Annotated in this window: 12 protein-coding genes; 8 read left to right on the top strand and 4 right to left on the bottom strand. The window is 73.2% G+C overall.

The features are described 5' to 3' along the window. The first annotated feature begins 50 nt into the window (after nt 1–50). From M8C17_RS18475 to npdG, 4 genes are all read left to right on the top strand, one after another. Nucleotides 51–254 (top strand): hypothetical protein, encoded by a 204-nt coding sequence (locus M8C17_RS18475; RefSeq protein WP_252417750.1) that lies wholly within the window; start codon nt 51–53, stop codon nt 252–254. Nucleotides 255–336: 82 nt separating this feature from the next. Further along, nucleotides 337–1176: a histone gene (locus M8C17_RS18470; protein WP_252417749.1), complete on the top strand. Its 840-nt coding sequence runs from the start codon at nt 337–339 to the stop codon at nt 1174–1176. Between the two features lie 116 nt (nt 1177–1292). Continuing rightward, a complete protein-coding gene (locus tag M8C17_RS18465; protein ID WP_252417748.1) occupies nt 1293–2723 on the top strand; it encodes an RNB domain-containing ribonuclease in 1431 nt (476 codons plus the stop codon). Nucleotides 2724–2876: 153 nt separating this feature from the next. Beyond that, nucleotides 2877–3575, top strand: a complete 699-nt coding sequence (npdG, locus tag M8C17_RS18460; RefSeq protein ID WP_252417747.1) for an NADPH-dependent F420 reductase — start codon at nt 2877–2879, stop codon at nt 3573–3575. Nucleotides 3576–3677: 102 nt separating this feature from the next. On the opposite strand, the gene M8C17_RS18455 is transcribed toward npdG, so the two are convergent. The 3 genes from M8C17_RS18455 to M8C17_RS18445 all read right to left on the bottom strand — a co-directional run bounded on the left by M8C17_RS18455 (nt 3678) and on the right by M8C17_RS18445 (nt 7801). Next, on the bottom strand, nt 3678–4928 hold the full coding sequence (locus M8C17_RS18455) for an HNH endonuclease signature motif containing protein (protein WP_252417746.1): 1251 nt from the start codon (nt 4926–4928) through the stop codon (nt 3678–3680). Between the two features lie 114 nt (nt 4929–5042). Further along, on the bottom strand, nt 5043–5888 hold the full coding sequence (gene panB / locus M8C17_RS18450; RefSeq protein WP_252417745.1) for a 3-methyl-2-oxobutanoate hydroxymethyltransferase: 846 nt from the start codon (nt 5886–5888) through the stop codon (nt 5043–5045). A gap of 155 nt (nt 5889–6043) precedes the next feature. Next, complete coding sequence (locus tag M8C17_RS18445; protein WP_252417744.1) at nt 6044–7801, bottom strand: NAD+ synthase; 1758 nt, start codon at nt 7799–7801, stop codon at nt 6044–6046. 259 nt (nt 7802–8060) lie between these two features. Between M8C17_RS18445 and glnA the strand changes: the two genes are divergently transcribed. From glnA to M8C17_RS18425, 4 genes are all read left to right on the top strand, one after another. Continuing rightward, complete coding sequence (gene glnA, locus M8C17_RS18440) at nt 8061–9410, top strand: type I glutamate--ammonia ligase (protein ID WP_252417743.1); 1350 nt, start codon at nt 8061–8063, stop codon at nt 9408–9410. Nucleotides 9411–9499: 89 nt separating this feature from the next. Then, the gene (locus tag M8C17_RS18435; protein WP_252417742.1) at nt 9500–9925 is read left to right on the top strand and encodes a DUF350 domain-containing protein; all 426 of its coding nucleotides are present in this window, start codon (nt 9500–9502) and stop codon (nt 9923–9925) included. A 36-nt stretch (nt 9926–9961) separates the two neighbouring features. Next, nucleotides 9962–10654 carry a YafY family protein gene (locus tag M8C17_RS18430; protein WP_252417741.1) on the top strand — a complete coding sequence of 231 codons (693 nt, stop codon included), beginning with the start codon at nt 9962–9964 and terminating at the stop codon, nt 10652–10654. A 118-nt stretch (nt 10655–10772) separates the two neighbouring features. Beyond that, nucleotides 10773–11153 (top strand): VOC family protein, encoded by a 381-nt coding sequence (locus M8C17_RS18425; protein ID WP_252417740.1) that lies wholly within the window; start codon nt 10773–10775, stop codon nt 11151–11153. Between the two features lie 51 nt (nt 11154–11204). Here the strand turns inward: M8C17_RS18425 and M8C17_RS18420 are convergent, their stop codons facing one another. Then, complete coding sequence (locus M8C17_RS18420) at nt 11205–11678, bottom strand: hypothetical protein (protein WP_252417739.1); 474 nt, start codon at nt 11676–11678, stop codon at nt 11205–11207. Between the last annotated feature and the right edge of the window lie 153 nt (nt 11679–11831).

Here is an 11831-nt window from a genome sequence, read left to right as displayed (position 1 = left end):
CTTGCGTGATCCGGTGGCGGCTGGTCAGTTCGCGGTGCACAGTGATTCCCATGAGCGACAGCGGACGTGGTGGGCAGTTCTACTGGTGCACCCGGCACCACCGGGTCGAGACGGACGCCGACGTGTGCCCGGCGAAGCACGTCCTCGGCCCGTACGACTCGGCGGCCGACGCGGAGAACGCCCTGCAGCGCGTGCAGGAGCGTAACGAGGCGTGGGAGGCCGAGGACGCCCGTTGGGCCGGGGAGGACAGGTAGACGGCGCGGGACGGCCCGCGCCGAGGTACTCCGTGCTCCGCGAGGAGACACGCGAGAGCACGTCCCCAAGGAGGGAACCGAGATGGCCGAAGCACAGCAGGCCACCACCCGCCCGGCCGCCCGACGTACCACCGCGAAGAAGACCGCCGCGGCGGAGCGGAACACGGGAGCGAGCCGGACCACCCCCGTGCGCAAGTCCACCGCCGGTGCGGCGGCGGCGAAGGCACCGGCCAGGAAGGCAGCCGGCGGGGCGGGGCGTGCCCCGGCCAAGAAGACCACCACGGCCGCGAAGGCCCCCGCGAAGAAGGCCACGACCAAGGCCTCCACCGCCGCGAAGAAGGCCCCGGCGAAGACCTCGGCCACCACCCGCAAGACGACCGCCGCCGCGAAGCGGACCCCGGCGTCCGCGGCGAAGAAGACCACCGCCGCGGCGAAGAAGACCACCGGCACGGCGAAGAAGACGACCGCCGCCGCGAAGAAGACCACCGGCGCCGCGAAGAAGACGACCAGCGCCGCGGCGAAGCGGACCACCGCCGCGGCGAAGAAGACGACCACCGCGGCGACGGCACCGGCGCGCAAGACCGCGACCAAGGCGTCCACCGCGAAGAAGACGGTCGCCAAGAAGACCGCGGCGAAGAAGACGACGGCCACGAAGGCGCCCGCGAAGAAGACCGCAGCCACCCGCCCGAGCGGCGGCGCCCGCAAGGCCCCGGCGAAGAAGGCACCGGCCGCGAAGGCGACCGGCACGTCGTCGACCGCCACCCGCAAGGCGGCGGCGAAGAAGGCGCCGGCGAAGAAGACCGTCGCGGCCAAGGCGCCAGCCCGCAAGGTGACCGCCCGCAAGTCGCCGGCCCGTCCGGCCGCCGCGCGCGCCACCGCCCCTCGCGGTACGCGGACCACCGCACGGAAGGCGACCGGCTGACCCTGTCCGGGCATCGGTTCGCCCAAGCGGGCCGGAGGTAGTTGCTCCGTGTGCCGGTCGGATATCTCGGCCGGTCACGGGAAGCGGATCACCGGCGGCACTGTCAGGATTGACCCGTGGTCATCCGACGCGTACTCGCGCCCCGCATCGACTTCGGCGCGCTGCGCCGCGAGCTCGGCCTGCCCGAGGGCTTCCCGGCCGATGCCCAACGTGAGGCCGACGAGGCCGCCGCCGCGCCGCCGCGGCCGCCCGTCGACCGCACCGACGTACCGTTCGTCACGGTCGACCCCGCCACGTCGCGGGACCTGGACCAGGCGATGCACCTCGCCCGCCGTCCGGGTGGCGGCTACCGCGTGCGGTACGCGATCGCGGACGTCGCCGCCCACGTCGACCCGGGCGGCGCGCTGGAGGCGGAGACCTGGCGACGGGGGCAGACCGTCTACCTACCGGACGGCCACGTGCCGTTGCACCCGCTGACGCTCAGCGAAGGCGCGGCCAGCCTGCTGCCCGACGACGACCGGGCCGCCGTGGTGTGGACCATCGACCTGGACGCCGACGGCGGCACCGTGGCCGTCGAGTTGGAACGCGCCCTGGTCCGCAGCCGGGCCAAACTCGACTACTCGGGTGTGCAGGCGGCAGCCGACGCCGGGCGACTTCCTGACCCGATCGCGCTGCTGCCCGAGATCGGCGACCGGCTGACCGCTCGGGGCCTGCGGCGTGGCGCGATCAACCTGCCCCTGCCCGAGCAGGACGTCGAGCCCGACGGCGACGGTTGGCGGCTGGTGCTGCGTGGTCCGGTGCCCATGGAGGAGCACAACGCGCAGATCTCCCTGCTGACCGGGATGGCCGCCGCCGACATCATGCTGGCCGGCCGGGTCGGCCTGCTGCGCACCATGCCCGCGCCGAAGCCGGAGGCCGTGCAACGGCTGCGGGCGGCCGCAACGCCACTGGGCGTGCACTGGCCGGACGGCGCGGGCCCGGGCGAGGTGATCGCCGGGCTGGACCCCGCCCAGCCGCGTGCCGCCGCGTTCATCGACCAGGCTGCCGAGCTGATGCGCGGCGCCGCGTACACGGCGTTCGACGGGACGGTGCCGGAGCAGCCGGAGCACGGCGGGGTGGCCGCCGCGTACGCCCACGTCACGGCGCCGCTGCGGCGCCTGGCCGACCGGTACGCCACCGAGGTCTGCCTGGCCCTGCACGCGGGTCGACCGGTGCCCGACTGGGCACGCGCCGCGCTGCCCCGGCTGCCGGAGGTGATGGCCACGACCGACCGGACCGCCTCAGCGGCCAGCCGGGGCGCGGTCGAGCTGGCCGAGGCGGTGCTGCTGGCGGACCGGGTGGGGGAGACCTTCGACGCGGCCGTACTGGATGTGGACCCCCCGCCCAACGGCCGGTCCCGCCCCCGCCCGCCCGGCGGCACGGTCGCCCTGGACTCCCCACCGGTACGCGGCCGCTGCCTCGGCCAACTACCGCTCGGCGAACGGGTCCGGGTCCGGCTGGTCACCGCCGACCCGGCTGCCCGCACGATCCAGTTCGAGCTGGCCTGAACCGTCCGCCACGCCGTTCTGGTCCGACGTTGGCCTGGCCGGGCTGCCGGCAGGCACGTTTCGAGCTGGCCCGGGTCGGCGGGCGGGTGGCAGCGGGGATTCTCACAGCGGCTGGCGCTGCTGCCGGACCGGGCGGTTTGCGAGGATGAGCCCATGGCATACGACGCGAGCACGCTGCCCGACGTGTCCGGGCTGACGGTCGGCATCATCGGTGGCACCGGCGACCAGGGGCGCGGTCTCGCCTACCGCCTCGCCCGGGCCGGGCAGACGGTGCTCATCGGTTCCCGCTCCGCGGAACGGGCCGCCGAGTCCGCCGCCGAGATCGCCGCGCTGCCCCGGATGCCCGCCGACGTCGACATCACCGGTGCGGCCAACGACGAGGTGGCCCGCCGCAGCGACGTGGTGATCATCGCGGTGCCGTGGGAAGGGCACGCCGCCACCGTCGCCTCCCTCGCCGAGCCGCTCGCCGGCACGATCGTCGTCGACTGCGTCAACCCGCTCGGCTTCGACAAGCAGGGCCCGTACGCGCTGACCGTCGCCGAGGGCAGCGCCGTGCAGCAGGCCGCCGCGCTCCTGCCCGACTCCCGGGTCTGCGCGGCGTTCAACCACGTCAGCGCCCCGCTGCTGGCCGACCCCGAGGTCGAGACCATCGACCTGGACGTGCTGATCTGCACCGAGGACCGCGAGCTGGTCGACGTGGTCGGTGCGCTCGCCGCCCGGATCCCCGGCATGCGGGGCATCTACGCCGGCCGGCTGCGCAACGCCCACCAGATCGAGGCGTTCACGGCCAACCTGATCGCCATCAACAAGCGCTACAAGGCCCACGCCGGCATCCGCGTCACCGACCTCTGAGCCCACCGACTCGCGATTCGGCCCACCGCCGAGCCGGCCCGCGTCAGATGAGCGCCGGGCTCACGTTGGCCTGCGGCTGTGATCGTTGCTTGGCGGTTGTGCTCACGTTCGCCGGTGGTACTGGTTGCGGCGGGGGAGTCGGTCGGGGTCGAGCCAGGCCGGCGGGACGAACTCCGGGCGACCGTCGCCGTCCAGGCGGACGGTCCAGTCGCCGTGGTGGATGTGCCGGTGGTGGTGTGCGCAGAGCAGCACCGCGTTTCCCAGGCTGGTGTCGCCGCCGTCCGCCCAGTGTCGGATGTGGTGGGCGTCGCACCAGCGGGGCGGGCGGTCGCAGCCAGGGAAGGCGCAGCCGCGGTCGCGCAGGACCAGAGCGCGCCGTAGCGGCCCGGTGATGAGGCGGCGTTGCCGGCCCACGTCGAGCAGTTGACCGGCACCGCCGAGGACGGCGGGCAGGATGGCCGCGTCACAGGAGAGCCGGCGGACCGTTTCGGGGGTGAGGCGGACGCCGGTGTCCAGGGTTCCGGCGTCGAGCTGCCGGAGCAGGCCGTCGAAATTGGTGGTGACGACGATCTGGGCGGGCTCGCCGCCATGCTCGGGTAGCTGCCCGGTGCGCAGGGTGAGCCGACAGAGGTCGGCGAGCGCGTCGTGGCGGCGTTGCCCGGGAGTGCGCGGGTCGTCCGGGCCCGATGGTGCCGTCAACGGGTCGATCGCGGCGCGGAGCAGGCTGGCCGTCTCGGCATCCAGGCTGCCGGTCAGCCGGAGGCGGCCATCGTGCAGCTCGGACAGGGTGAGGTGACGGTCTCGGGCCGACCGGTGGGCCTCGGCCTCCAACGCGGCCCGGGCCGCCGCTTCGGCGATGTCCGGGGCGACGTGGTCGAGGATCCGCGTGCCCAGCCTGCGCAGCAGAGCGGGATCGAACTGCCCGGCCCACTCGACCAGCACGCCGACGGCCTTGTCGGCGGCCTCGGCGCCGGCGGCGGCGTGCACGGTGCTGGCGGTGTCGCCGATGACCTGGGCCTGCTCCAGGCTGATGTCCCCGTCGGCCAACGCGCGGCGTATCCCGGGGGCGGCGGCATCCAGCGTGCCGGCGAGGTTCACCAGGCGACGTGCGGCAGGAACGGTCAGCCGCAGCCGGTCGCGTAGCCAGACCGCAGTCGAGGACGCGCCCTGGGCGACGGCGGTGCCCCGACCGTCCAGCTCGCGCACCAGGGCCAGTTGCACGGCCGCCAAGCGCTGCTCAAGCCGGTGCGCGGCGTCGAGCGCCGCGATCAGCTCGTGCTCCGCCGCGGCCCAGGTGGCCACGTCGAGGCAGGCCGCCACCGCGTCCTCCGCCTGCGCCAACTCCTCGACCACGAACCGAGACTAGAACAGGTGTACGACAAAGCCAGTCGTGGTGATCGATCGGTCCGTGACGGGGCCGACCGGCGAGAGTAACTCGCGCCGGCCGGCCCGCCGCCGCGGATCGTCCTAGAAGGTGTGCTCGGTGGACGGGAACTCGCCGCCACGGACCTCGTCGGCGAACCGGCGGGTGGCGTCGGTCAGTGCGCCGGCCAGGTCCGCGTACCGCTTCACGAAGCGTGGTGCCTTCCCGGTACGGAGGCCAGCCATGTCCTGCCAGACCAGCACCTGCGCGTCGGTGTCCGGTCCGGCCCCGATGCCGACCGTGGGGATCGACAGCTCGTGGGTGATCCGCTTGGCCACCTCACCCGGCACCATCTCCAGCACCACCGCGAACGCGCCCGCCTCGGCCACCGCGCGGGCGTCGGCCAGCACCTCGTCGGCGGCGTCGCCCCGGCCCTGCACCCGGTAGCCGCCCAGGGTGTGCTCGCTCTGCGGGGTGAAGCCGATGTGTGCCATCACCGGAATGCCGGCGCCGACGATCGCGGCGATCTGCGCGGCGCAGCGGCGGCCGCCCTCCAGCTTCACCGCGTGGCAGCCGCCCTCCTTCATGAACCGCACGGCGGTGCGCAGCGCCTGGGTCGGGCCCTCCTCGTACGAGCCGAACGGCAGGTCACCGACGATCAGTGACTGCCGGGTGGCCCGCACGACGGCCCGTACCAGGGGGAGCAGTTCGTCGGCGGTGACCGGCAGGGTGGTCTCGTAGCCGAACACGTTGTTCGCGGCCGAGTCGCCGACCAGCAGCACCGGAACGCCGGCCTGGTCGAAGATTCCCGCGGTGTACTGGTCGTACGAGGTGAGCATCGGCCACCGCTCGCCGCGCTCCTTGGCGGCGATCAGGTCACGGGTACGGACCCGTCGGGTGGCCGGGCCGCCGTACAGCGCGGTCACCTCGTTGGGAGTGGACTCCACCATCACTGTCTCCTTCCTCGAGGCCGCCTGCGCGGTCCCCGGGTTCCTCGCGATCGTCGCACCGCGGGACGGGATGGCGGCAGGGCGCAGTGGAAGATGTCACTCCACCGCGGTGAGGCGCCGGACCTGGTCGGTGGCCCGGCGCCCGGTCGGACGGCTCAGCCGTCCTCCCGCCACCGGTTGGTGATCGGCAGCCGGCGGTCCCGGCCGAAAGCCTTCATCGAGATCTTCGTGCCCGGCGCCGACTGCCGTCGCTTGTACTCGGCGGTATCCACCAGCCGCAGCACCTTGTCCACCACCGCCGGGTCGTGGCCCGACTCGATCAGCCCGTGCCGGCCGAGGTCGCCGTCGACGTAGCCGATCAGGATCGGGTCCAGCACGTCGTAGTCGGGCAGGCTGTCGCTGTCGAGCTGGCCGGGGCTCAGCTCGGCGCTCGGCGGCTTGCCGATCGAGTTCTCCGGGATCGGGGCGGTCTCGCCCCGCCGGGCCGCGTCGGCGTTGCGCCACTTCGCCAGCCGCCAGATCAGCGTCTTCCACACGTCCTTGACCGGGTTGAAGCCGCCCACCGAGTCGCCGTACAGCGTGGAGTAGCCGACCGCCAGCTCGCTCTTGTTGCCGGTGGTCAGCACCAGGTGGCCCTCCTGGTTCGACAGCGCCATGAGGATCACGCCGCGTACGCGGGCCTGGAGGTTCTCCACCGCCACCCCGGACAGGGACAGGTTGGCCAGGAAGCCGTCCACCATCGGCTGGATCGGCTCGACGCGGTAGTCCAGCCCGGTGCGCTTGGCCAGGTCGGCGGCGTCCTCCCGGGAGTGCTCCGACGAGTGCTGGCTGGGCAGCGACACCCCCACCACCCGGTCGGGGCCGAGCGCGTCGACGGCCAGCGCGGCCACCACCGCCGAGTCGATGCCGCCGGAGAGCCCGAGCACCACCGACGGGAACCGGTTCTTGTTGACGTAGTCGCGCAGGCCGAGGACCAGTGCGTGCCACACCTCGGCCTCGTCGGCCACCGGCTCGATCAGCCCGCCGGTGACGGCCGGGCCGGACGGCGTGGGCGGGATGCCGTCCAGCGTGCTGTGCACCACCCGCATGCCGTCCGCGACGGTTTCCTGCGCCGGGGGCGCGCCGGCGGCCGGCAGTTCGATGTCGTGCACGAGCAGGTGCTCGACGAACTGCGGGGCGCGGGCGAGCAGTTCACCGTCGGCGGCCACGATCATCGAGTCGCCCTCGAAGACGAGCTCGTCCTGCCCGCCGATCATGTTGACGTACGCGATGGCGGCGTTCGCCTCGGCGGCCCGCCGGCGGACCAGCGGCAGCCGGATGTCGTCCTTGTTCAGCTCGTACGGCGAGCCGTTGATGTTGACGACCAGGCCGACCCCGGCCTGCCGGGCGGCGGCGAACGGGCCACCGGCCTGCCACAGGTCCTCGCAGATGGTCAGTGCGACGTCCACCCCGCCGATCCGCACCACGGTCAGCATGTCGCCGGAGACGAAGTAGCGGTCCTCGTCGAAGACGCCGTAGTTGGGCAGGTGGTGCTTGAAGTAGCGGGCGGCCACCGTGCCCCGGTGCAGCAGCGCGGCGGCATTGCGGGCGCCCCGGCCCTGCTCGGCGTCCCCGCTGACCTGGGGTGGCCCGTCGGCGTCCAGGTAACCGACCACCACCGGCAGCTCACCGAGGCCGTCGGCGGCGAGGTCGGCGGCGAGCTGCTCCAGGGCGGCGCGGGACGCGGCGACGAACGAGCGCCGGAAGACCAGGTCCTCGACCGGGTACCCGGTCAGCATCATCTCCGGGAAGAGCACCAGTTGGGCGCCGGCGGCGGAGGCCTGGCGGGTCCAGCTGCGGACCAGGTCGGCGTTGCCGGCGAGGTCGCCGACGCTCGGATTGACCTGGGACAGGGCGAGACGCAGGGTGGGCATGTCCTCATTTTGCCCCAGCCCGTCGGGGCGGACACGGTGCCGGCGGGAGACGGCGGCCACGCGCGCGGCCGGGGCACCGCCCCCCGATCGGCCAGCGCTCACGGCCGGGGCGCCGCCCGCCCGTGGACACCTCGGCGGGCGCGGCGGGACGGCAGCCGGGCGTTGGCGTAACGTCGGCGTAACCAGGCCCGTGGAAACTGGTCGGTCAGGCCCGGCCGGCCCGGCAGGCGATGGCAAACAGGTGTTGCGAGGGGTGGAAGTGGACCGTCAGCAGGAGTTCGTCCTCCGTACGCTGGAAGAGCGGGACATCCGGTTCGTCCGGCTGTGGTTCACCGACGTGCTGGGCACGCTCAAGAGCGTCTCGGTGGCGCCCGCCGAGCTGGAGGCGGCCTTCGAGGAGGGCATCGGCTTCGACGGCTCGGCGATCGAGGGCTTCGCCCGGGTCTTCGAATCGGACATGGTGGCCATGCCCGACCCGACGACCTTCCAGGTCTTCCCCTTCGAGGGCGGGGTCAGCGGCGAGAGCGCCCGGATGTTCTGCGACATCCTCCTGCCCGACGGCGGGCCGTCCTGGGCCGATCCGCGGCACGTGCTGCGCCGCGCGCTGTCCAAGGCCGCCGAGAAGGGCTTCACGTTCTACACCCACCCGGAGATCGAGTTCTTCCTGCTCGAGAACGGCCCGCAGGACGGCTCGGTGCCCACGCCGGTGGACACCGGCGGCTACTTCGAGCACACCACGCACGCCGTGGCCCGGGACTTCCGCCGGCAGGGCGTCCTGGCGCTGGAGCGGATCGGCATCTCGGTGGAGTTCAGCCACCACGAGGTCGCCCCCGGCCAGCAGGAGATCGACCTGCGGTACGCCGACGCGCTCACCACCGCCGACAACATCATGACCTTCCGGCACGTGGTCAAGGAGGTGGCGCTCTCCACCGGCGTGCAGGCCAGCTTCATGCCGAAGCCGTTCACCGACCAGCCGGGCAGTGGCATGCACACCCACCTGTCGCTGTTCGAGGGGGAGCGCAACGCCTTCCACGACGGCGGCGACCCGATGAAGCTCTCCAAGGTGGCGAAGTCGTTCATCGCCGGCCTGCTGGTGCACGCCCGGGAGTACACGGCGGTCACCAACCAGTGGGTCAACTCGTACAAGCGGCTCTTCCCGCAGCACCTGCCGGACCGGATCACCGAAAGCCCGGCGTACGTCTGCTGGGGCCACCTGAACCGGTCCGCGCTGGTCCGGGTGCCCGCGTACGGCAAGCCCAACTCGGCCCGCGTCGAGGTCCGCTCGCCGGACTCGGCGGCCAACCCGTACCTCGCCTTCGCGGTGCTGCTCGGCGCCGGCCTGAAGGGCATCGAGGAGGGCTACGAGCTGCCGCCGGGCGCCGAGGACGACGTCTGGTCGCTGACCAGCGCCGAGCGGCGCGCGATGGGGTACGAGGCGCTGCCGGAGAACCTCGCCGAGGCGATCGACGTGATGGCCGGGTCCGAGTTGGTCGCCGAGGTGCTCGGTGAGCACGTGTTCGACTTCTTCCTGCGCAACAAGCGGGCCGAGTGGGAGCAGTACCGCCGCGAGGTCACCCCGTACGAGCGGCAGCGCTACCTGGCGCTGTAGCCGCGCGGGGCTGACGCCGTTGCGCGCTGCCGCTATCGTCTCGATCACCGCGCCGGTACCCCTCCGGGCGGAGAGTCGGGAGGCAGTCGGTGCTGGAGGACCTGCTCAGCGGTGCCTGGCAGAGCGTCGTGTTCGGGATCGTCGGCGTGGGGCTGATGGCGGCCGGCTTCGTGCTGGTCGACCTGCTCACCCCGGGGCGGTTGCGGGAGCTGATCTGGGTGCACCGCAACGCCAACGCGGGGCTGCTGCTGGCCGCCAACCAGCTCGGCATCGCCGGGATCGTGTTCACCGCGATCCTCACCAGCTACAGCGACTTCGGCAAGGGGCTCGCCTCCACGGTGGTGTTCGGGCTCGTCGGGCTGGCCATCATGGCGCTGGCCTTCTTCGTGCTCGACCTGCTCACCCCGGGCAAGCTCGGCGAGATCATCTGCTCGGACGAGCCGCACCCGGCGGCCCGGGTCAGCGCCGCCACCCACTTCGGTGCGGCGCTGATCGTCTGCGCCTGCATCGCCTGAGCACGGTCGTCGTACCCCGGTCGTAGCGTGCGGGGCATGAACCGCACGGATCGCCTCTACGCACTCGTCGAGGAGTTGCGCGCGGTCTCGCCACGGCCGCGCAGCGCCCGCTGGCTGGCCGCGCGTTTCGAGGTCAGCAGCCGGACCATCGAGCGTGACATCGGCGCCCTCCAGGAGGCCGGGGTGCCGATCTGGGCGGAGGCGGGGCGCACCGGCGGCTACGTGCTGGACCGCGCCCGCACCCTGCCTCCGGTCAACCTGACGCCGGGCGAGGCGGTGGCGATGGCCGTCGCGTTGCACCGGCTCGCCGGCACACCGTTCGCCGGGCCGGGCGCCACCGCGCTGCGCAAGCTGGTGGCGGTGCTGCCGGCCGCCGACGCGGCCGAGGCCCACCGGCTCGCGGGCCGGGTGCACCTGGTCGGCGACGGGCCGGCAACGCCCGTCCCGGCCATCGTCGCCGACGCGGTCACCGCGCGGCGGGTGCTGCGCATCCGGTACGCCGACCGGGGCGGCACCGATTCGGTACGCGACGTCGAGCCTCTCGGCTACCTGGGCAACTCCCGACACTGGTATCTGCTGGCCTGGTGCCGGCTGCGCGACGAGCTGCGTTGCTTCCGCACCGACCGCATCGGAAGTGTCCGGGCGCTGCCCGAGGTGGTGGCCCGGGAGCTTCGCCCGACGGATCTCGACATCCCACGCGAGCGGGTCCGACGGCTGAGCCTGGTCTGAGACCGACCGTGCGGCCCCCGTCGGGTGATGCGGAAACACCGACAGGACGGTGTCGTGGACGCCCCCGAGACTGCTCCTGACGACGGCCGAACGGCCGGCACGAAACTGGAGGCAGCAGATGTCCACGACGCCCATCACCTGGTTCGAGATCGGCACCGACCGGCCGGAGGAGGCCGAGCGCTTCTACGGCGAGTTGTTCGGTTGGACCTTCGAGGAGCAGGGCGGGGCCAACGGCGGGTCCTACCGCGTGACCGAAGCCGGTGGCGACATCGGAATCGGCGGGGCGATCCGGGCGACCGACGGGACGTCGCCGAACTACGCCGTGTTCTACGCCGAGGTCGCCGACGTGGCGCAGACCTGCCGGCAGGCCGAGGCGGCCGGCGGCAAGGTGCTGGTGCCGGCGCGTACGGTGCCGAGCGGGCTCACCCTCGCCCACCTGCTCGACCCGGCCGGCAACCACCTCGGCGTGTTCACGCCCCCGCCGGCCGCCGTCGACTGAGCGCCTGTTTCGCTGGCGGCCCCGCCCCGCGTGGGGCGGGGCCGCCAACGGTCACTTGCCGGCCGTACCGCCGGGGCCACCCTGACCGCCGTGGCCGCCCGGTCCACGGTGGCCACCCGGGCCGGGGAAGACGCCGGCCTCGACGGCCTTGGTGATCGCGTCGGCCTGCTCCTGGGTGAGCTTGCCGTCCTTGACGGCCTGGTCCAGCCGCTCCTTGAGCGCGGCCTGCCGGTCCTCGGCGGACGGTCGCTCCGGCCGGTCGGCGCGCTGCTGATCGCGGACCTTCTCCAGCGCGGCGGTCACCTTGTCGGTGGAGACGCCCAGCTCCTTGGCGAGAGCCTCGGCGAACTCGCCCTGCCGGTCGGCCTTCGAGGTGCCCGAGCCGTCGGCGGTGCTGCTGGCGCTCGGCGTCGGCGTACCGGCGTCGGCGGCGAACGCCATCGTCGGGGCCGCGACGCCCACGCCGAGGACGCCGGCGGTGGCCAGACCGGCCAGCAGGTGCTTCTTGCGGATCGTGCGGGACATGCTCTCCTCCAGATGCTGGGTGGTGCTGCGATGTCATCACCGACAGTGACCAGCCCGCCTGGGTGGAACCCATGCCGAAGCTGTCCGCCAGCTGGCAAACCGGCCGGGGAGCCGGACAAACCGGTTGCCTGGGTACGTCGGGTGGGTGAGGGT

The sequence above is a fragment of the Micromonospora sp. RHAY321 genome (assembly GCF_023896955.1).
GTDB lineage: Bacteria > Actinomycetota > Actinomycetes > Mycobacteriales > Micromonosporaceae > Micromonospora.
The sequence above is the reverse complement of the archived record's forward strand: the minus strand, read 5'-3'. Positions and strand labels throughout refer to the sequence as shown.